At 62.5% G+C, this 19,754-nt stretch carries 15 protein-coding genes and 1 tRNA gene; 7 read left to right on the forward strand and 9 right to left on the reverse strand.

Going from position 1 to position 19,754, the window contains the following annotated elements:
* Nucleotides 1–53: 53 nt before the first annotated feature.
* On the reverse strand, nucleotides 54–950 hold the full coding sequence (locus HYE77_RS15940) for a LysR family transcriptional regulator (RefSeq protein WP_008433274.1): 897 nt from the start codon (nucleotides 948–950) through the stop codon (nucleotides 54–56).
* Nucleotides 951–1,067: 117 nt separating this feature from the next.
* Here HYE77_RS15940 and HYE77_RS15945 point away from each other — a divergent pair, with 117 nt between their 5' ends.
* The 3 genes from HYE77_RS15945 to HYE77_RS15955 all read left to right on the forward strand — a co-directional run bounded on the left by HYE77_RS15945 (nucleotide 1,068) and on the right by HYE77_RS15955 (nucleotide 4,340).
* Complete coding sequence (locus tag HYE77_RS15945; RefSeq protein ID WP_134326042.1) at nucleotides 1,068–1,733, forward strand: RraA family protein; 666 nt, start codon at nucleotides 1,068–1,070, stop codon at nucleotides 1,731–1,733.
* An 11-nt stretch (nucleotides 1,734–1,744) separates the two neighbouring features.
* Nucleotides 1,745–2,953 carry a pyridoxal phosphate-dependent aminotransferase gene (locus HYE77_RS15950; protein ID WP_177068984.1) on the forward strand — a complete coding sequence of 403 codons (1,209 nt, stop codon included), beginning with the start codon at nucleotides 1,745–1,747 and terminating at the stop codon, nucleotides 2,951–2,953.
* Nucleotides 2,954–3,044: 91 nt separating this feature from the next.
* Complete coding sequence (locus HYE77_RS15955; protein WP_177068985.1) at nucleotides 3,045–4,340, forward strand: cation:dicarboxylate symporter family transporter; 1,296 nt, start codon at nucleotides 3,045–3,047, stop codon at nucleotides 4,338–4,340.
* A 101-nt stretch (nucleotides 4,341–4,441) separates the two neighbouring features.
* Here the strand turns inward: HYE77_RS15955 and yghU are convergent, their stop codons facing one another.
* The 4 genes from yghU to HYE77_RS15975 form a co-directional block, all read right to left on the reverse strand.
* Nucleotides 4,442–5,275 carry a glutathione-dependent disulfide-bond oxidoreductase gene (gene yghU / locus HYE77_RS15960; RefSeq protein WP_177040513.1) on the reverse strand — a complete coding sequence of 278 codons (834 nt, stop codon included), beginning with the start codon at nucleotides 5,273–5,275 and terminating at the stop codon, nucleotides 4,442–4,444.
* A gap of 133 nt (nucleotides 5,276–5,408) precedes the next feature.
* The gene (locus tag HYE77_RS15965) at nucleotides 5,409–6,836 is read right to left on the reverse strand and encodes an efflux transporter outer membrane subunit (protein ID WP_134326037.1); all 1,428 of its coding nucleotides are present in this window, start codon (nucleotides 6,834–6,836) and stop codon (nucleotides 5,409–5,411) included.
* Nucleotides 6,829–8,010, reverse strand: a complete 1,182-nt coding sequence (locus HYE77_RS15970; protein WP_003207891.1) for an efflux RND transporter periplasmic adaptor subunit — start codon at nucleotides 8,008–8,010, stop codon at nucleotides 6,829–6,831. The genes HYE77_RS15965 and HYE77_RS15970 overlap by 8 nt, the downstream gene beginning before the upstream one ends.
* Nucleotide 8,011: 1 nt before the next feature.
* On the reverse strand, nucleotides 8,012–11,200 hold the full coding sequence (locus HYE77_RS15975; protein ID WP_008433261.1) for an efflux RND transporter permease subunit: 3,189 nt from the start codon (nucleotides 11,198–11,200) through the stop codon (nucleotides 8,012–8,014).
* Between the two features lie 309 nt (nucleotides 11,201–11,509).
* Here HYE77_RS15975 and HYE77_RS15980 point away from each other — a divergent pair, with 309 nt between their 5' ends.
* On the forward strand, nucleotides 11,510–11,896 hold the full coding sequence (locus HYE77_RS15980) for a MarR family winged helix-turn-helix transcriptional regulator (protein WP_003207888.1): 387 nt from the start codon (nucleotides 11,510–11,512) through the stop codon (nucleotides 11,894–11,896).
* 361 nt (nucleotides 11,897–12,257) lie between these two features.
* Nucleotides 12,258–12,773: a G/U mismatch-specific DNA glycosylase gene (mug, locus tag HYE77_RS15985; RefSeq protein WP_177068986.1), complete on the forward strand. Its 516-nt coding sequence runs from the start codon at nucleotides 12,258–12,260 to the stop codon at nucleotides 12,771–12,773.
* Here the strand turns inward: mug and HYE77_RS15990 are convergent.
* A complete protein-coding gene (locus HYE77_RS15990) occupies nucleotides 12,760–14,805 on the reverse strand; it encodes a prolyl oligopeptidase family protein (RefSeq protein WP_177068987.1) in 2,046 nt (681 codons plus the stop codon). The genes mug and HYE77_RS15990 overlap by 14 nt on opposite strands.
* A gap of 152 nt (nucleotides 14,806–14,957) precedes the next feature.
* On the opposite strand from HYE77_RS15990, the gene HYE77_RS15995 reads away from it, so the two are divergent.
* Nucleotides 14,958–15,221 (forward strand): Ada metal-binding domain-containing protein, encoded by a 264-nt coding sequence (locus HYE77_RS15995; protein ID WP_177028900.1) that lies wholly within the window; start codon nucleotides 14,958–14,960, stop codon nucleotides 15,219–15,221.
* Nucleotides 15,222–15,286: 65 nt separating this feature from the next.
* On the opposite strand, the gene HYE77_RS16000 is transcribed toward HYE77_RS15995, so the two are convergent.
* Nucleotides 15,287–15,362 (reverse strand) — tRNA-Asn (locus tag HYE77_RS16000).
* A gap of 176 nt (nucleotides 15,363–15,538) precedes the next feature.
* Here HYE77_RS16000 and HYE77_RS16005 point away from each other — a divergent pair.
* A complete protein-coding gene (locus HYE77_RS16005) occupies nucleotides 15,539–16,921 on the forward strand; it encodes a glycerophosphodiester phosphodiesterase family protein (RefSeq protein ID WP_177068988.1) in 1,383 nt (460 codons plus the stop codon).
* A gap of 42 nt (nucleotides 16,922–16,963) precedes the next feature.
* On the opposite strand, the gene HYE77_RS16010 is transcribed toward HYE77_RS16005, so the two are convergent.
* Together HYE77_RS16010 and HYE77_RS16015 are read right to left on the reverse strand one after the other, a co-directional pair.
* The gene (locus HYE77_RS16010; RefSeq protein WP_003216714.1) at nucleotides 16,964–18,196 is read right to left on the reverse strand and encodes a CaiB/BaiF CoA-transferase family protein; all 1,233 of its coding nucleotides are present in this window, start codon (nucleotides 18,194–18,196) and stop codon (nucleotides 16,964–16,966) included.
* 26 nt (nucleotides 18,197–18,222) lie between these two features.
* Nucleotides 18,223–19,752 (reverse strand): 3-hydroxyacyl-CoA dehydrogenase, encoded by a 1,530-nt coding sequence (locus tag HYE77_RS16015; protein ID WP_177068989.1) that lies wholly within the window; start codon nucleotides 19,750–19,752, stop codon nucleotides 18,223–18,225.
* Between the last annotated feature and the right edge of the window lie 2 nt (nucleotides 19,753–19,754).

Here is a 19,754-nt window from a genome sequence, read left to right on the forward strand (position 1 = left end):
CCGCTGTAAGAGCGGAACCCTAAGTAGCCGTTACCTAAATAACGGATATACACTCAAAACAACAACCGCGAAAAATCACAACACTGCACCGCCAACTGCGCCACATTCTGGTTCAAGCCAAACTGCCGATCCCCGCGATGCAACGCCACATACCCAACCCTCGGTAGCGCCGGTTCCGTCACCAGCGCGCGCAGCTCCCCGCGCTCGATCAAATGCGACAAACACCCCTTGGGCAAATAACTCACCCCCACCCCCGACAGCGCCAGCCCGACCTGCACCAACAGGTTATGACTGGTCAACTTGCGCGGCATCTGCACAGCATGCGCTGCCAACCAGCGCTCATAAATCAGCCCCGTCCCCGAGTGCGAACCCTGGGTCAACACCGTATACCCGGCCAATGCCTCAAGCCCCACCGGATCAGCCTCGCTGACCAACCCCGGTGCGCACATCCAGGCGTTTTCCACACTGCCCAGCGGCGTACTCAGGAAGCGCGAATCACTGTAGGCATCAGGCACGATCACCAGGTCCAGCTCATCACTCTCCAGCTTGCGAAACAGCTCACTGCTCAACTCCACCGACGGCTCGATCTGCACCTTGGGATAGGCCTCGCGCAACGCCTCCACCAGCGCCGGCAACCAGGTGAAAGCCGTCAATTCCGTCACCCCCAGGCGAAACCTGCGCACCAGCACTTCACGGGTGCTGACCCGCTCCAGCATGTAGTCACGACGCTCCAGCAGGTCCTTGGCGTAGTCGAGCAACTCGGCGCCCTTTTCCGTCAACCGCGCATTGCGTTTGCTGCGGTCGAAAATCTCCACATCGAAGGTTTCTTCCAACTCCTGAATGCGCTTGGAAATCGCCGACTGCGACATGTTCAGCTTGTTCGCCGCCGCCTCGAAACTGCCCAGCTCGGCAATCCAGTACAACGCGTCGATTTGCTTGAACGTGATCATCGGCTATCTCCCATGAGAAAAAGCGATCCTATCAGATAATAAAATATCGCTAAAACTGTATGTTCATCACTTCTAAGATCTAGCCACAGACCCATAAGATCAATCGGAGTTACAGCCATGTCCTTGCCCGGTTCCCGCATCCTCCCCAACCCGCCGCTGGCTTCTGCCGAAGTGCTCGAAGCCTTCACTCACGTGGTCACCCCGCACATCAGCGACAACCTCGGCCGGCACATCGGCGCCCGTGGGCTGAACCGCTACAACCGCACCGGCAAGCTGGTGGGCACCGCGCTCACGGTGAAAACCCGCCCCGGCGACAACCTGCTGATCTACAAGGCCTTGAGCATGCTGGAGCCCGGCCACGTGCTGGTGGTGGACGCCCAGGGCGACACCAACAACGCGGTGATCGGCGAACTGGTCAAGCTCTACGCCCAGCAACGCGGCTGCGTGGGGTTTGTGATTGACGGGGCGATTCGCGATGTCGCGAGCTTCGAGGACACCCCTTGCTACGCCCGCAGCGTGGTGCATTGCGGCCCCTACAAGACCGGCCCGGGCGAGGTGAATGTGCCGGTGTCCATCGGCGGCATGCTGATCAACCCGGGGGATGTGCTGGTGGGTGACGAAGACGGCCTGGTCGCCTTCTCCCAGGCCGACGCCGCCGAAGTGCTGCGTAAGGCCGCGCAACACGCGGCCCACGAAGAGCAAGTCAAAGCCGAAATCGCCAGCGGTGCGGTGCGCCAGAGCTGGATCGACAAGGTGTTGCAACAGGCCGGCCTGGCAGGCTGAGGGGAGTCATCATGAGCACTGCCTTTCTGTCCGACCGGGTGCTGGGCATCGCGCCCTCCCCGAGCATCGCCGCCAACGCACTGGTCAGCGAACTGCGCGCCCAGGGCCGGGACATCGTCAACTTCACCGTGGGCGAGCCGGACTTCGATACACCCGCGCATATCCTCGAGGCGGCCAGCGCCGCGATGCACGGTGGCGACACCCACTACACCGCCACCAGCGGCACCCTCGCCCTGCGCCAGGCGATCTGCCTCAAGCTCAAGCGCGATAACCAGCTGGACTATGGGCTGGACGAAGTGATCGCCGGGTGCGGTGGCAAGCACATCATTTATCACGCCCTGGCGGCGACCCTGAATCGCGGCGACGAAGTCATCGTGCACACGCCGTATTGGGTGTCGTACCCGGACATCGCACGGCTGAATGACGCGACGCCGGTGATCATTCCCGGCGACGAGTCACTGGGGTTCAAGCTGTCGCCTCAGGCCCTGGAACAAGCGATCACCCCGCGCAGCAAATGGGTGATCCTCAACAGCCCGAACAACCCCAGCGGCGCGGTGTACAACGAGGCCGAACTGCTGGCCCTGGCCGCGGTGCTGCGGCGCCATCCCCATGTGCTGATCATGGCGGACGAGATCTACGAGCACTTCGTCTACGACGATGCCCGCCACGTTTCCCTGACCCGACTCGCACCGGACCTGAAGCCGCGCACGCTGATCGTCAACGGCGCCTCCAAGGGCTACGCCATGACCGGCTGGCGCCTGGGTTTCGGTGCCGGCCCGGCCTGGCTGATCGCGGCCATTGCCAAGCTGCTCTCGCAAACCACCACCTGCCCCAGTTCCCTCAGCCAGGCTGCCGCAGTTGCCGCCTTCGCCGGCGACCAGGCGCCCATCGCCGGGATGCGCGAGGTGTACCAGCAACGCCGCGAACGCATGCTGGGCCTGCTCGAAGACATTCCCGGCGTGAGCTTCACGCCACCGGATGGCGCGTTCTACGTGTTCGCCAACGTCGCCGGGCTGATGGGCAAGACCACCGCCCACGGCGAGCGGATCGACAGTGACACCCAACTGGCCGAGCACCTGCTGCGGGAACACGGCTTGGCCACCGTAAGCGGCGCGGCGTACGGCATGTCGCCGTATATCCGCCTGTCTTTCGCCAGCTCGCTTGACGTGATTGAAGAAGGTTGCCTTCGCCTGAATGAAGCGTGCCATCGATTGCGCTGACGGATTCCCGCCCCACCCGGCGGCCAGGGATGGCCGCTCATTGACTGCCTAGAACAACACTCATAATCATTGATATAAATGAGGCATTCCCATGCACAAGCCCCGCATCGCGCTGGTCTGGCAAATCCTGATCGGCTTGCTCGCCGGCATCGCCATCGGCGCCCTGCTGCACCGTTTTCCCGAATCCCGGCCGTGGCTGGTGGACAACCTGCTGCAACCGGCGGGCGATATCTTTATCAAGCTGATGAAGATGATCGTCGTGCCCATCGTGTTTGCCTGCATGGTGGTGGGCATTGCCGGGCACGGTGACGGTAAATCCCTGGGACGCATCGGGGCCAAGTCCCTGGGCTATTTCTTCTGCATCACCACCCTGGCGATCATCGTCGGGCTGGTGATGGGCAACCTGCTCAAGCCGGGTGCCGGTACCGAACTGGCCAGCCTGCAAGCGAGTGCCGTGACCTTGCCCACCAGCAGCGCCGGCGGCGGCCACAGCCTGGGGCAGATCATTGTCGGGATCATCCCGGACAACGTCATCAACGCCATGGCCCAGGGCAGCCTGCTGTCGGTGCTGTTCTTCGCGGTGATGTTTGGCCTCGGGGTTTCGCGCTTGCCGGCCGAGCGCAAGGACCCGGTGATTGCCCTGCTGCGCGGGGTGTCGGAGGCGATGTTCAAGGTCACGTCGATGATCATGGCCTACTCGCCCATCGGCGTGTTCGGGATGATCGCGGTGACCGTGGCCAACTTCGGTTTCAGCTCGCTGTTGCCGTTGGCCAAGCTGATCCTGGTCAGCTACGTGTCGATTGCATTCTTCGTGCTGGTGGTGCTCAACCTGGTGGCGCGGCTGTGCGGGATCAACCTGTTTGCGTTGATGCGACATATCAAGGACGAACTGATTCTGGCGTTCTCCACCGCCAGTTCGGCGGCGGTGATGCCGCAACTGATGAAGAAACTCGAAACCTACGGCGTGCCGCCTTCACTGGTGAGCTTTGTGGTGCCGGTGGGGTATTCGTTCAACCTGGACGGTGCGTCGCTGTTCCTGGGGATCGGCACGCTGTTTGTGGCGCAGCTGTATGGCATCGACCTGAGCCTTGGCGACCAGGCCCTGCTGGTGGTGACCATGGTGCTGACATCCAAGGGCGCGGCCGGGGTGCCGGGGTTCATGTTCGTGATTCTGTCGGCGACCCTGGCGAGTGCGGGCTTGCCGTTGGAGGGCATCGCCTTCATCGCCGGGGTGTATCGCCTGATGGAAATGCCGACCACCGCGTTGAACGTGCTGGGCAATGCCCTGGCACCGCTGGTGATTGCCAAGTGGGAACGCCGTGAAGACACCGCTGAAACCTGTGGCGAGGGAGCTTGCTCCCGCTGGGCCGCGAAGCGGCCCCAATAAGCAGCCCGCATTCTTTCAGGTAGAACGTGGGCGCAGGTTTTGGGGCTGCTGCGCAGCCCAGCGGGAGCAAGCTCCCTCGCCACAAGGGTGGGTGTGGTGGGTCAGTCGAGGTCCGACGCGTCATGCCGCTCGCGCAGTTGCTCTGACGGCTCGCCCGACACACGGTTGACCCGGCGCCCACGCTGCACCGCCGGCCGCGCTTCGATGGCATTGGCCCAGCGCACGACGTGCTTGTAATCCTGCACCGAGAGAAACTCCCCCGCCTCATACAAGCGGCCTTTCACCAGGCCGCCGTACCACGGCCAGATCGCCATGTCGGCGATGGTGTACTCATCCCCGGCAATGTATTCGTGCTCGGCCAATTGCTTGTCCAGTACGTCCAGTTGGCGCTTGGTTTCCATGGCGAAGCGGTCGATGGCGTATTCGATCTTGGTCGGCGCGTAGGCATAGAAATGCCCGAAGCCACCGCCCAGGTACGGCGCGCTGCCCATCTGCCAGAACAACCACGACAGGCATTCGGCACGGGCCGCCGGTTCGGTGGGCAGGAACGCGCCGAACTTCTCGGCCAGGTACTGCAGGATCGCACCCGACTCGAACACCCGAATCGGCTTGGGCCCGCTGCGGTCCAGCAGCGCGGGAATCTTCGAGTTCGGATTGACCCCGACGAAGCCACTGCCGAACTGGTCGCCGTCACCGATCTTGATCAACCACGCATCGTATTCCGCCCCCTTGTGACCCAGGGCCAACAGCTCTTCCAGCAGGATCGTGACCTTCTGGCCATTGGGCGTTGCCAACGAATACAGCTGCAACGGATGACGGCCTACCGGCAATTCCTTGTCGTGGGTCGCGCCGGCAATGGGCCGGTTGATGCTGGCGAAGGTGCCGCCGTTTTGGGTCTTCCAGGTCCAGACTTTTGGCGGTACGTAATCAGTCATGCCACTACTCCTTGGATTCAATGTTCACAACAACTAACGGCAGGAGCGAGCTTGCTCGCGAAAAACTCGAGGGCGCCGTGTTCTTTCAGGATGCTCGCGTTATCGTTGACGACCTTCGCGAGCAAGCTCGCTCCTACAGGTTCTTTTGGGCCAGTTGGGCCATATTCCAGCCGCCACCCAGTGCCTTGATCAGCCCTACGTTGGCGCTTAACTGTTGAGTCTGCAGATCCAGCACCGTGCGCTGTGCCTGCAACGACGCTACCTGCGCCGTCACCACGTCCAGGTACGCCGCGCCACCCTGGCGATAGCGGGCCAGGGACAAGTCCTCGGCGTACTGCGCGGCTGCCGCCGCATCGCGCTGGTCAACCAGGGCGGTGTCGAGCCCGGAGATGATCGACAGGTTGTTCTCCACCTGCTCGAACGCGGTCAACACTACACCACGATACTTGGCTGCGGCTTCATCGGTTGCCGCCTTGGCACTGTCCACCCCGGCCTGGCGCGCGCCGCCGTCAAAAATCGTCCCCACCAGCGACGGGCCAATTGCCCAGAAAATGTTGGGCGCGCTCAACAAGTGCGCGAACTCATCACTCTGGAAACCTCCCTGGGCACTCAGGGTAAGGGCCGGGAACCAGGCGGCTTTCGCCACCCCTATGCGCGCATTGGCCGAGGCAATCCGGCGCTCGGCAGCGGCGATGTCCGGCCGACGCTGCAACAGCGTAGACGGTACACCGGTGGGCACGCCGGGCAAGGCGATATCCGCGACGCTTGGGGCAATCGTGTAGGTCGATGCGGACTCACCCAGCATCGCCGCTATCGAGTGTTCAAGCACTGCACGCTGCACCCGGTTCTGGCTCAGCTGCGACTTGACCGTCGACAGTTGGGTACGCGCCCGCGCCACGTCCAGGCCGGAGACGATACCGCCGCCGTGCAAGCCTTCGGTCAGGCTCAAAGCCTTGGCATAGGCATCGCTGGTTTCCTGCAGCAACTGGTCTTGCCGGTCGATGCCCCGCAGGCGGATGTAGCTGTCGGCCAATTGCGCCTGCAAACTCAGACGCACTGAGGCCAGGTCGGCCTTGGCGGCCTGGGCGTCGCTGGTGCCGGCGGCAACGGTGTCGCGCACACGGCCCCAGAGGTCGACTTCATAGTCCAGCTCTACCCCCACTGTCCCGGAATCGTAAACATTCGGCGGGCTGGCCGAGCGCAGTGGGCGGGTGTCCGACTGGCGAATGCGCTGGGCATTGCTGGAACCGATCAGCTTTGGAAACAGCCCGGATTGCGCCTGGGCCAAAAACGCCTGGGCCTGGGAATAGTGAGCCAGTGCCGCGCTCAAGTCCGGGTTGCTTTGTAGCAACTGCTGCTCCATCGCGTCCAGTTGCGGGTCCTTGTAGATGTGCCACCAACCGTCGCGACTTGCTTGGTCGTTCGGCGTGCCGACGGTCCACGGTCCCTGGGTATGGAACTGCGCGGCAATGGGTACCTCCGGCACGTCCAGCGGCGGCGCAAGATGGCAGGCGCCCAGGCCCAGGGTCGCGACCAATACCAGGCAAGTGCGCTTAGCCATGGGGTTTGGCCTCCACGGGATTGGCGGCCAGTTGCACCGAATCGTCATCGGCCAGGCCGTCGGGCGGGGTGTCGATCACGCGGTCGGTGGCGACCAGGCCGCTGCCGATTTCCACGCTGTCACCGAAGTCCCGGGCGATGGTCACGGTCTTGAAGTGCACATGATTATTCGCGTCGAGGGTGGCCACGCGCATGCCCTTGTCATCGAACACCAGGGCGCTGGCAGGCAAGCGCAGCACGTCGGTCTGGACCGGCAAGGTGAACTGCACGCTGGTGTAGCCGCCCGGCAACAGGCGGCTGCCGGGGTTCTCCACCAACAGTTGCACCAAGGTGCTGCCGGACGCGGCGTTCACCGCATCGGCAGTGGCGATCACCTTGGCGTTGAAGGTTTCACCGCGATACTCCGGCACGCTCAGACGTGCCACGGTGCCCACCTGAATCTGCGGCGCCGACGACTGCGGCACCTGCACATACACCCGCAGGCGGCTGACGTCAGAGACCGCGAACAGCTCTTTGCCAGTGGCACCACCGGCACTGATCAACGCCCCCACATCGGTGGAACGTGCAGTGACCACGCCGGCGAACGGCGCAGTCAAACGCTGGAAGCCCTTGGTGGCAACCAACTGGTCGACGTTGGCCCTGGCCGCGACCACTTTGGCCTGCTTGGCAGTCAGGTCGCCGGTGCGCTCATCCACGTCCTGGCGCGACACCGAGTCCGACGAAAGCATTGCCTGCCAGCGCTTGGCGGTGGTCTGTGCCAGCGACTCGTCGGCCTGGGCCGAAGCCAGCACGGCCTTGGCTTGCAGCAGTTGCTGATCGAGCTCCGGCGTGTCGATTTCGGCCAGCAGTTGCCCGGCCTTCACGTGGTCGCCGATGTCGACGTTCCAGGTCTTGAGGTAGCCATTGACCCGGGCAAAGATCGACGCCCGCGAATACGCCTCAAGACGCCCCGGCAGGTTCAGGATCGGACCCTGGGGCTGCACGCTCGGGGTGATCAGGATCACGCTGGGCAACGCCTGGGCATCGGTCCAGGTTTTCAGGTCATGGGATTCGCTGGCGCGCACGCCGATGCCGAATACCACCACGGCAACCAGGACCACCAGCCCCAGCACCAGCCAGAGCAGACCACGGGATTTACGGCGGGGCGAACCCGGATTGGAAACGGAAGCAGACATGTCAAACCCCTTGAGTGGCGGTGGTCGCAAGCGTGGCGTGCTGACGCCGCCCGTGCACAAGACTGAAAATCAGCGGAACCAGGAACAACGTGGCAATGGTGGCGAAGGCCAGCCCGCCGATGACCGCGCGGCCCAGCGGGGCGTTCTGTTCGCCGCCCTCCCCCAGGCTCAGCGCCATCGGCGCCATGCCGATGATCATCGAAATCGCGGTCATCAATACCGGGCGCAGACGGGTAAAGCCGGCTTCAAGCGCCGCCTGCACCGCATCCCCGTGCACGGCCAGGCGTTCGCGGCAGAAGCTCACCACGAGGATGGCGTTGGCGGTGGCCACGCCCATGCACATGATCGCCCCGGTCAGCGCCGGTACCGACAGCGGCGTGTGGGTGATGAACAGCATCCACACGATGCCCGCGAGCGCCGCCGGCAAGGCGGTGATGATCACGAACGGGTCAGCCCAGGACTGGAAGTTGACCACGATCAGCAGGTAGATCAGCACCACCGCGCCAAGCAGGCCAAACAGCAAGCCACTGAAGGCCGCGTTCATGGTTTGCACCTGACCCTGCAACAGCACCTTGGAGCCGGTGGGCACTTCGCTGGCGTGGGCGGCGATGATCTTCTGGATGTCGGCGGCAACGGCACCGAGGTCGCGGCCCTGAATTGCGGTCAACACCTCGACCACCGGCTGGATGTCCGACTGGGTCACCACCGAGTTCGCGTGGCTGCGTTCGATGGACGCCAGGCCGCCGAGGGTCTGGTCTTGCGCCGAACCGGGGCTGCCGCTCAACGGCAGGTTATGCAGGGCGGCCAGGGTGTCGAGGCCGTACTGCGGGGTTTGCATCACAATCGGATAAGACACGCCGTTGGCCGGGTTGAGCCAGAACGTCGGCGCCACCTGGCTGGAACCCGCCAGGTTGACCACCAGGCTGTTGGTCACATCGCGCTCGTTCAGGCCCACCAGTTGGGCCTGGGTACGGTCCACATCGATCTTGAACGTGGGCAGTTGCCGCGACTGCTGGATACGCGCATCCACCACACCCGGCACCCGCCGGATTTCCCGCAGCAACGTGCTGGCGTAGGTGAAGTTGGCGGGCAGGTTATTGCCGCTGACTTGCACATCCACCGGCGCCGAAGAACCGAAGTTGAGAATCTGCCCGACGATGTCCGAAGCCGGGAACGAAAACACCGCATTCGGGAATTCACGGGGCAGCCGCTCCCGCAGTTCGCGCATGTATTCGGCGGTGGGACGATGGCCCTCTTTCAGGCTGATCTGGATGTCGCTGTCCTGTGAACCCACGGTGCCGGTGTTGTTGTAGGCCACGTTGATCCCGCTGATGGCCAGGCCGATATTGTCGACGATGGCCGCCAGCTCCCGGGGCTCGATCACGTTATGAATGGTGTTCTCGATCTGCGAGACCAGCCGCGCATTGCTCTCGACCCGCGTGCCGATCGGTGCACGCACATGCAACAGGATCTGCCCGGAGTCGACGTCGGGGAAGAAGTTGCGACCCAGGAATGGCACCAGCGCAAACGACACGGCGACGAACGCCAGCATCGCGATCACCGCGATACGGCGGTGGTGCAAGGCACTCTCCAGTGCCCCGTGGTAAACCCCGCGAAACGCCTCGAACTGGCGCTCGAACCCGCGCTGGAATTTCACCAGCGGGTTGCTCGACGGCGCCACCACCGGCGTACCGTCCGCATGATGTTCGTGAGGCTTGAGCAGGTAATTGGCGAGGGTCGGCACCAGGGTTCGCGAGAGGATGAACGAGGCGATCATCGCGAAGATCACCGCTTCGGCCATCGGCACAAACAGGAAGCGCGCCACGCCTTCCAGGAAAAACATCGGCACAAACACGATGCAGATACACAGCAGCGACACGAACGCCGGCGTGACGATCTGCGCCGCGCCGTCGAGGATCGCCGTCTCCACCGGCTTGCCCTGTTCCAGGTGCCAGTTGATGTTTTCGATGGTCACCGTAGCGTCATCCACCAGGATCCCCACGGCCAATGCCAGGCCGCCGAGGGTCATGATGTTGAGGGTTTCGCCGAGCGCCGACAGCGTGGCAATCGACGACAGGATGGCCAGCGGGATCGACGTGGCGATGATCACCGTGGAGCGCCAACTGCCGAGGAACAACAGGATCATCAGGCTGGTCAACGCGGCCGCTATGATCCCTTCCCGGGCGACGCCGCTGATGGCCGAGCGCACGAACAGCGACTGGTCGCCGATCAGGTCGATATTCAGGTTGGGCGGCAAGGCGCCTTTGTTGTCGGCCAGTTTGTCCTTGATCCCGGCGATCACCCCGAGGGTCGACGCCGAACCGGTCTTGAGCACCGGCAGCAGCACGGAGCGGTTGCCGTTGACGTGCACGATGTTGGTCTGCGGCGGGTTGCCGTCACGCACCGTGGCCACGTCACGAATCAACACGGTGGTGCCGTCGGCGGTCTTGATCGGCAGGTTTTCCAGGTCGTGGAAGTCCGTCGGCGAGTTGTTCAGTTGCAGGTTGAACTCGTAGCTGCCGATCTTTTGCGTGCCCACCGGGGTGATCAGGTTCTGCGTGGCCAGGGCAGTGGCCACGTCCTGCGCCGAGAGACCACGGGCCTGCATGCGTGCGGAGTCGAGGTCGATCTGCACCTGGCGAGTCTTGCCGCCGAACGGGTATGGCAGTGCGGCACCGGGCACCGTGGTCAGCATCAGGCGCACGGTGTTGAGGCCCAGGTCACCGAGTTTCTGTTCGCTGAGGCCTTTGCCGGACAACGCCAACTGCACGATCGGCACTGTCGAGGCGCTGTAGTTGAGGATCAGCGGCGGCGTGGTGCCCGGCGGCAGTTGACGCAGGATGGCCTGGGACACCGAAGTCATCTGCGCGTTGGCCGTACTGATGTTGACTCCCGGCTGGAAGAACACCTTGACGATTCCGTAGCCGTTCAGCGATTGCGCCTCGATATGGCGGATGTCGTTGACCGTGGTGGTCAGCACCCGCTCGAACGGCGAGGTGATGCGGCCGGCCATCTGGTCGGGCGGCAAGCCGGTGTACTGCCAGATCACGGCAATCACGGGGATGCGAATTTCGGGGAAGATGTCGGTCGGGGTACGCCAGGCCGCGAGCGGGCCCACAATCAGAATGAAAATAGCCAATACCAGGAAGGTATAGGGGCGCCGCAATGCGATGCGCACGAGGTTGAGCATAGATGTGATCCAGACAGGAAGTTGATGACTGAAGGAGGTACCGAACAGCGCTTCCCTCCTGCCCCGCCCGTCTGTGTTCCGGGCCAACTGCACTGACATCCGGTCAAAATAGAGGCATATGCCACGATATAGCGTTTAGTGGCATACGCAACTAATTTGTTGCAGCATGTGTCAATATTCATCTTGCCGGATTAACGTTCGGTTAACCCTTGATCTGTAGCGAGTGATCAGCCTGTGAAATGCGCACCGCCTGTCCTGAATAGCCCGAGCACCTGTTCCAACGGAGCCGTGCGGCGCGCGTCCCGTCGTATGGCGCAGATCTATGACGAGGCGTTTGCGCCGTTTGGTTTGAAGGCCACCCAGTATTCGCTGATGAACCACATCGCCAATGGGGACGCTCCGAAGATGCGCGACCTGGCGCAGTCGTTGGTGATGGATTTGTCGGCCCTGGGGCATACGCTCAAGCCGCTGGTGCGGGATGGGCTTGTGGTGTTGCGGGTGGATGAGTTGGACCGTCGCAGCCGGCGGGTGCTGTTGACCGACGCGGGGCAGCGTAAATACGAAGAGGCGCGGGTGGTGTCCAGGCAGATGGCGGTGCGGTTTGATGAGGTGTTTGGGGCTGAGGCGGCTTGCGAGTTGCGTAAGGCCATGGACTTTATTGCGTCTGATGAGTTTGCTCGGGCGTTGTTGGGTTAGGGGGTATATCGGTTATTTAGGTAATGGCTGATATTGGTTCCGCTCTTGCCGGCATTACTCCGCGGGCCGCCCAAGATCAAAATCAAGAGCGGGCACAGTCAAATGTGGGAGCGGGCTTGCTCGCGAAGGTCGTCAACGATGACGCTGGCATCCTGATTCAACGCGGCGTTCTCGGTTTTTTCGCGAGCAAGCCCGCTCCCACATAAAGCAGCTCTGCTGTTGACCTGCGGGCCCCGTTAACCATGATGGCCGCTGTAAAGATAGCCTGAACAGGTTCACAGGGTATCCCGACTAACGCGATACGCCAGACCGCCCCTGTGTTTTTCCCAACGTCGTGAAAGACACTTGCCTGAGACTCAGCATGAACGAAACACTCGAAGACATTCTGACCAAAGACCTGGCCGTGATTTTCTGCGGCATAAACCCGGGGCTGAAGGCCGCCACCACCGGGCATCACTTCATGGGCAGGAGCAATCGGTTCTGGCGCACGCTGCACCTGGCCGGGTTTACGCCCCATGAAGTGCAGCCGGAGAACGACCGCACGATCCTGCAATACCAATGCGGGCTGACCACGGTGGTGGAGCGGCCTACGGCCCGGGCGGATCAGTTGTCGGCGGATGAATTCAGGGCGGCGGCGGCGGGTTTTGAACGCAAGATCGCACGTTATGCGCCACGGTATGTGGCGTTTCTGGGAAAGGCCGCCTATAGCGCGTTGAGCGGGCAGAAGCAGATTGCCTGGGGACTTCAACCGCACACCCTGGGGTGTGCGGCGGTGTGGGTTCTGCCCAATCCCAGCGGCAGAAACCTTGGGTTTACGCTCGACCAATTGGTGCAGGTGTACCAGCAATTAAGGTTGGCAACACTCAGTCCCGATTAGAACTCAACTTCTCCCACAAAAAGCTGTAGACCAGCGCACTCATATGCGCAGCCTGTGCATTGTCCGCCGCCCCGCCGTGCCCACCTTCGATATTTTCGTAGTACGTCACGTCCTCGCCGGCCTCGATCATCTTCGCCGCCAGCTTGCGGGCGTGGGCTGGATGCACCCGGTCATCGCGGGTCGAGGTCAGGAAAAACACCGGTGGGTAGGCCTTCGCCGGATCGAACAGGTGGTATGGAGAAAACGTCTGGATGTACGCCCACTCTTCAGGTACGTCCGGGTTGCCGTATTCCCCCATCCACGACGCCCCGGCCAACAGGAGGTGATAGCGCTGCATGTCGAGCAAGGGCACCTGGGAGACGATTGCACCGAACAGTTCCGGGTATTGAGTAAGCATATTGCCGACCAACAGACCACCGTTGCTGCCACCCTCCGCGCCCAGATGTCGGGGCGAAGTGATCTCGCGGTCGATCAGGTCACGGGCCACTGCGGCAAAATCTTCGTAGGCACGCGGACGGTTCTGCTTGAGTGCGGCCTGGTGCCAGCGCGGGCCGTATTCACCGCCACCGCGAATGTTGGCAACCACGTACACCCCGCCCTTCGAAAGCCAGGCGCGGCCTGCCTTACCGGAGTAATACGGGGTCAGGGAGTATTCAAAGCCGCCGTAACCATAGAGCAAGGTCGGCGCCGTGCCGTTGCGCGGCAGGTCTTTGCCGAGCACCAGGAAATAGGGCACACGAGTGCCGTCCCTGGAGACCGCAAAGTGCTGCTCGATCACGTGCTGGCTGGAATCGAAAAAGGCCGGCAGGGTTTTCAGTACCTCGGGCGGATCACCGATCTCGGCCAGCGACAAGGTGGTCGGCGTCAGGTAGTCAGTGGTCACCAGCCAGACGGCATCACTGTCGTCGCTGTCCACTGCGCTGGCACCCACCGTCCCCATGCTCGGCGCCCCGGTGAACGGGCTGTGCTGCCAGCCGTTCGCGCCGGGAGTGAGGACGCTGAGGCGGTTCTTGACGTGATCCAGTACGTTCAGCACCAGGTGATTCAACGTCCAGAAAAACCCTGCCAGCGAGGTGCTGTCCGTAGGGGTGAACAGCACCTCGAAATCCCGCTGGCCTGCCATGAAGCGATCAAACCGGATCGCCAGCAACGAGCCGGCCACAAACACTTCATCAAGCGTCCAGTCCTCCCGCAGTTCCAGCAGCAGCCAGTCTTTGTACACCGACTTTTCCGCCGAGTTCGGCGCGTCGATTTTGCTTAACTGGTTGTCGCTGCACCGCAGGTACAGCTCGTTGTTGTAGAACGCCAGCGTGCGGCTGACGAAGTCACGCTCGTAGCCGGGCGTGTCGTCGTGCATCGCCGCGATGTACATATCATCCAGCGCGCCTTCATAGACAAGACTGGCGGCACTCAACGGCGTACCGCGCTGCCACTGCTTGACGATGCGCGGGTAACCGGAACGGGTCATCGACCCTTCACCAAAATCGGTATAGACATAGACGTTGTCACGGTCGATCCAGCCCAGGCCGCCCTTGGACTCGGGCAACTGGAAGCCGTCTTCGACCCAGGTCTTGCTGGCCAGATCAAACTCGCGGGTGACATTCGCATCGGCGCCGCCACGGGACAGCGCCAGCAGGCAGCGCTGGTAGTCCGGGCGCAAGAAATCAGCACCGTGCCACACCCAGTTTTCGCCTTCGGCGGCGTTCAGTGCGTCAAGGTCCAGCAACGTTTCCCAGGCAGGTTGAGGCTTGCGGTACTCCGCCAGCGTGGTGCGACGCCACAGGCCCCGCGGGTGGGCGGCGTCCATCCAGAAGTTGTAGTAATAGGCGCCGACCTTATCGACGTAGGGGATGTTGCTGTCCGAGTCCAGTATCTCCAGCACCTCGGCCTTGATCTGCTTGAAGCTGTCGGAGCGGGCGAGCCGGTCTTCGGTCTTGAGGTTCTGGGCGCGTACCCAGTCCAGTGAACGCGTGCCGTCGACGTCTTCAAGCCATTGGTAGGGATCGTTGGACGTTTCGGGAAGTTTTGACATGTTCGAATCCTGTCGAAAAGCAGAAATGGATAGCGTGCCCGACTTTGAGCCTTTTTGAGTGATAAAAAAAGCAAGAAACCGGGTGTGTTACCCGATCTGATCGGCGATACATGGCGGAGGTACCGCAGGCTGCTACGGCAGGAGGACAGGCGATGGCTGACAAAAACGTGTGGATGCTGATGGGCGCAGATGCAAAACCCTACCCAAGCCTCGAGCCGGGAACGCTGGGCGGCCACCGTCGCGGCAAGCGCTATGGAAAGCTCGACTGTCGTGCGGCGCTGCGAGCCATTGCGCGTGGCGGCTACGTGAAAAATCGCGTGTTTTTTCTCGATGAAGCGACGGCTGTCGCCGCGGGATTTCGTCCTTGTGCGGTGTGCATGCCTGCCGAATATCGTCTGTTTCGAGGGCACGCCTGAATCGAGTGTCCGGGACAAATTCCAGGCAAAAAAAAGCCTGCATCGCTGCAGGCTTTTTTACTATCTGGCTCCACGACCTGGACTCGAACCAGGGACCCAATGATTAACAGTCATTTGCTCTACCAACTGAGCTATCGCGGAATGCGCCGTATGTTACTGATTGAAAAGGAGAAGTCAAGCATTCAGTGAGATTTTTGCTTCACCCCAGGTGCGCCGCGCTGGAAAATCACCACGCCACTTCCTGTCACGACGCTGTCATACGTCAACGCCAACATCCGCAGATACCCCGCCCCTACCCTCTTCTTGAAGGACGACACATGCACACTCGCTCAGGCCCGCCAGCGGTAAAAACCCTGCTTGCCCGTTTTATCGTTATCGGATGCAGCCTGACGGTGAGCGCGTGTGACAGTGTGACCAGGAACGCGCCTGTCGCGCCTGCTTCGTTCAAAACCCTGGACGGCGCACCGCCGCTGGTTATCGGCCATCGCGGCCTGCCAGGACTGTACCCGGAAGAAACCCGGGCCTCCTACGAGCATGCAGCCGACGCTGGTGCGGATTCGCTGGAGCTGGACCTGCACATGACCAAGGACTGTGTATTGGTGGCCCGGCACAATCCCTGGTTGAGCGACAACACCAACATCAGCGACGTCGCGAAGACCAATCCCGAAGTTGCACGCCGCAAGCGCACGGTGCCGGGTGTACTGGTTAACGTCAGGTATCCGGCCACTGCAGAAAATGGCCCGGCCCAGTACCTGAGTGATCTGACTGACCCCAACGATCCAAAATCCGTGTTGAAGTCCTTGATCGTGGATGGCGAAGACCATACCAACGACTGGTCAATCAGCGATTTCACCCTGGCCGAACTCAAGCAATGGATCGGCGGCACGACGTATGATGCCCGCGACGAGCGCCCGACCGAACTCAACGGCAAGCTGCCGATCCTGAGTTTCCAGGAAGTGATCGACATCGCGAAAGCCAAAAGCGCCGCCACTGGCCGGGTGATTACCACCTACCCGGAAAGCAAGAACCCGATCTGGAACAATGCCCAGGCCATCGCCAACGGCTGCGGCGCGCCGGGCAGTCATCCGTTCGAAGCGGCGTTTCTCAAGACCCTTGAAGACAACAACCTCAATCGCAAAGACGCGCCGGTGTTCGTGCAGAGCTTCGACCCGAACAGCCTGAAATACCTGCGCTCCATCGGCCTGCAATCCAGGGCGGTTCAACTGGTGGATGGGAACGGGGTGAACTTCAAGACCGGCGAGACCATTTTCATCACCGACAAACCCAACACCTTCGTCAGCGGCCGCCCCTACAGCTGGACCGTCGCCGGCGACCCACGCGCCTTTGGTGCGATGCTGACCCCGGCCGGGCTGGCCGAGGTCAAGACCTATGCCGACGGCATCGGGCCGTGGAAGCCGCAAGCGATGTTGCTGACCACCGCTTCAGCGCAAAACCCCGGCTTGCCCGAGGTCGACACTGTCAAGCCCACCAGCCTGATCAGCGATGCGCACAAGGCCGGCCTGTTCGTGCATATTTTCACCTTCCGCAACGAAGCCAAATACCTGGCAGGTGCCTACAAGGGCAGCCCGGCGGCGGAATACATGGCCTTTTTCCGCGCCGGTGTTGACGGTGTGTTTACGGATTTCACGCCGACTGCCGTTGCGGCCCGAACTGCCTACCTTAAAGAAGTCGCGCGCTAAAAAGTCGTGCGCAAAGATGGCGGCCTTATGGGCCGCCATCCTTCAGTCAAGTTGCTCAATCACCCCTCCTGCCTTGAGCTGCCCCAACTGCTCTGCCGACAAGCCGAGGCGCTCGCCCAGTACCTCATCGGTATGCTGCCCCAACATCGGCGCCGGCCTTACATACTCTACCGGCGTGCCCGACATCTTGATCGGGCTGCCGACCATCTCGAACTGCGGATTCCTGGGATGCGGGATCTTCACCATCAACCCACGGGCAATCACCTGCGGCTCTTCCAGGGATTGCGCGATGTTGTTGATCGCCCCCACCGGTACTTTCGAGGCGTGAATACTCGCCACCCACTCGTCCGCCGTGCGCCCCAGGAAGTGCGCCGACAACAGTTCGACAATCTCCGCCCGATGCGCAACCCGATCGGCATTGCGCCGAAAGCGCGGGTCTTCCGGCAGGTGCGGCAAACCGATGCTGTGGCACAGCGCTACAAACTGGCTGTCGTTGCCGCAGGCAATAATGAAGTCGCGGTCGGCGGCGCGGAACACCTGGTACGGCACGATGTTGGCGTGGGCGTTGCCGAAACGCTGCGGCACCTTGCCCGAGGCCAGGTAGTTCATGCTCTGGTTGGCCAGGGTTGCCACTTGTACATCCAGCAGCGCCATGTCGATGTGTTGGCCAACGCCGGTGCGTTCGCGGCTGAGCAGTGCGGCCTGGATCGCGACGGTGGAATACAGGCCGGTCATCAGGTCGGAGAACGCCACGCCGACTTTTTGCGGGCCGCCGCCGGGCAGGTCGTCGCGTTCGCCGGTGATGCTCATCAGGCCGCCGATGCCCTGGATGATGAAGTCGTAGCCGGGTTCTTCGGCGCGCGGGCCGGTCTGGCCGAAGCCGGTGATGGAGCAGTACACCAACCGTGGATTGATCTCGGCCAGGGTCGCGTAATCCAGGCCATAACGCGCCAGGGAACCGGCCTTGTAGTTTTCGATCAGTACGTCGGAGCTGGCCGCCAGGGCCCGCACCAGTTCCTGGCCTTCGCTGGTGGCCAGGTCAATGGCCACGGATAGTTTGCCGCGGTTGGTGGACTGGTAATAAGACGCCTGCCCGGACGACTCGCCGGTGTCGGTCTTCATCCACGGCGGGCCCCAGCCGCGGGTATCGTCGCCACTCTGTGGCCGTTCGATCTTGATCACTTCCGCGCCCAGGTCGGCCAACACCTGGCCACACCAGGGCCCGGCCAATACCCGGCTTAAGTCCAGCACCCGCAAACCTGTCAATGCACCCATTATTCTTGTCCTGTGATGAATCGAAATCAGCCGACTGCCGGCTCTTCATGACGCAGGGAAATCCCCAGCGCCGCACGCCGCCGCAGCCAGGGGCTGGGGCGATAACGTGGGTCGTGGGTAAGTTCGCTCATGCGTTGCAAAATCGTGAGGATGCGCCGTGGCCCGAGGGCATCGCCCCAGGCGAGCGGGCCTTGTGGATAACCCAGGCCGAGTTGTACGGCCTGGTCAATATCGTCGACGCTGGCGATGCGTTGCTGGGCAATGTCGCAGGCCAGGTTGACCACCATCGCCAGGGTGCGCTGGGCAACGAAGCCGACGCTGTCGCTGATCACTGTCACACCTACACCGTCATTGGCGAGCAACGCGTGGGCGGCATCGCGGGTGGCGGTGGACGTCAGCGGGTTTTGCATCAGGGTGCGGTGGCGCGACAGGTCGGTCAGCAGGTCGATGCACAGGGTGCGTGCCGGGTCAGTGTGGAAGCGCTCGCTGGCCGAGGTGGCGTCGAGACCGTAGGGCGCCAGCAGGCACAACGCTTCAGGCGAAGGCTGCGCCGCGCTTTCAAGGTGTGCGCCCAACTCGATCACCAGGGCGCTGAGGCGCTCGTAGTCTTCGGCGTTTTCGGTGGCGATCCATACCGGCGGGAATTGCTTGATGGAAGGCACCGGCTGCGGCTGCGGGCCGTCCACCACCTGGCCATTTTCATAGCGGTAGAAGCCCTGCCCGCTCTTGCGCCCGAAGCGTCCGCCCACCAGCATCTGGCGGGTCAAGGGCGATGGTTTGTAGCGCGGGTCCTGATAGAACTGGTTGTAGATCGACTCCATCACCGGGTGGGAAACGTCGAGCCCGGTGAGGTCCAGCAGTTCCAGCGGCCCCATGCGAAAGCCTGCGCCTTCACGCAGGATACGGTCGATGTCGCCACGCTCGGCAATGCCTTCATCGAGCATCTTCAAGGCTTCGGTGCCGTACGCACGGCCGGCGTGGTTGACGATGAAACCCGGAGTGTCCTTGGCGCGCACGCCGCGATGGCCGGTACGGGCGACGAAGGCCAACAGGTCATCGCCGACCTTCGGTGCGGTGGCCAGGCCGTCGATTACTTCGACGACGCGCATCAACGGTACCGGGTTGAAAAAGTGCAGCCCGGCGACCCGCTCAGGGTGTTGGCAGCCGGTGGCGATGGCCGTGACCGACAGCGACGAGGTGTTGGTGGCGAGGATGCACGCCGCGCTGACCACACCTTCCAGCTGCTGCAACAGGCCGCGCTTGGCCTCGAGGTTTTCGACAATGGCTTCCACCACCAGGTCGCAGTCGTGCAGCGCCTCAATGGTGGCGGCAACTTGCAGGTTCGCAAGCGCAGCGTCCACCCCTGCCTGGGTGATCTTGCCCTTGGCGGCCAGCTTCGAGAGCGTGGCGCCGAGGTTATCCCGAGCGGTTTGCGCCGCACCGTCGCGGGCATCGAACAAGCGCACCAACACGCCCGCCTGAGCGGCAATCTGAGCAATCCCGGCGCCCATCACGCCGGTGCCTACCAGGCCCATGATCTTGATTGAATCAGCCATTG

The sequence above is a fragment of the Pseudomonas sp. IPO3774 genome (genome assembly GCF_013386835.1).
In the GTDB taxonomy this organism is placed as follows: domain Bacteria; phylum Pseudomonadota; class Gammaproteobacteria; order Pseudomonadales; family Pseudomonadaceae; genus Aquipseudomonas.

Excerpts from the sequence above, each read along its gene's own strand:
- HYE77_RS15940 (WP_008433274.1), bottom strand. The coding sequence starts at position 950 with ATGATCACGTTCAAGCAAATCGACGCGTTGTACTGGATTGCCGAGCTG.
- HYE77_RS15945 (WP_134326042.1), top strand. The coding sequence starts at position 1,068 with ATGTCCTTGCCCGGTTCCCGCATCCTCCCCAACCCGCCGCTGGCTTCT.
- HYE77_RS15950 (WP_177068984.1), top strand. The coding sequence starts at position 1,745 with ATGAGCACTGCCTTTCTGTCCGACCGGGTGCTGGGCATCGCGCCCTCC.
- HYE77_RS15955 (WP_177068985.1), top strand. The coding sequence starts at position 3,045 with ATGCACAAGCCCCGCATCGCGCTGGTCTGGCAAATCCTGATCGGCTTG.
- yghU (WP_177040513.1), bottom strand. The coding sequence starts at position 5,275 with ATGACTGATTACGTACCGCCAAAAGTCTGGACCTGGAAGACCCAAAAC.
- HYE77_RS15965 (WP_134326037.1), bottom strand. The coding sequence starts at position 6,836 with ATGGCTAAGCGCACTTGCCTGGTATTGGTCGCGACCCTGGGCCTGGGC.
- HYE77_RS15970 (WP_003207891.1), bottom strand. The coding sequence starts at position 8,010 with ATGTCTGCTTCCGTTTCCAATCCGGGTTCGCCCCGCCGTAAATCCCGT.
- HYE77_RS15975 (WP_008433261.1), bottom strand. The coding sequence starts at position 11,200 with ATGCTCAACCTCGTGCGCATCGCATTGCGGCGCCCCTATACCTTCCTG.
- HYE77_RS15980 (WP_003207888.1), top strand. The coding sequence starts at position 11,510 with ATGGCGCAGATCTATGACGAGGCGTTTGCGCCGTTTGGTTTGAAGGCC.
- mug (WP_177068986.1), top strand. The coding sequence starts at position 12,258 with ATGAACGAAACACTCGAAGACATTCTGACCAAAGACCTGGCCGTGATT.
- HYE77_RS15990 (WP_177068987.1), bottom strand. The coding sequence starts at position 14,805 with ATGTCAAAACTTCCCGAAACGTCCAACGATCCCTACCAATGGCTTGAA.
- HYE77_RS15995 (WP_177028900.1), top strand. The coding sequence starts at position 14,958 with ATGGCTGACAAAAACGTGTGGATGCTGATGGGCGCAGATGCAAAACCC.
- HYE77_RS16005 (WP_177068988.1), top strand. The coding sequence starts at position 15,539 with ATGCACACTCGCTCAGGCCCGCCAGCGGTAAAAACCCTGCTTGCCCGT.
- HYE77_RS16010 (WP_003216714.1), bottom strand. The coding sequence starts at position 18,196 with ATGGGTGCATTGACAGGTTTGCGGGTGCTGGACTTAAGCCGGGTATTG.
- HYE77_RS16015 (WP_177068989.1), bottom strand. The coding sequence starts at position 19,752 with ATGGCTGATTCAATCAAGATCATGGGCCTGGTAGGCACCGGCGTGATG.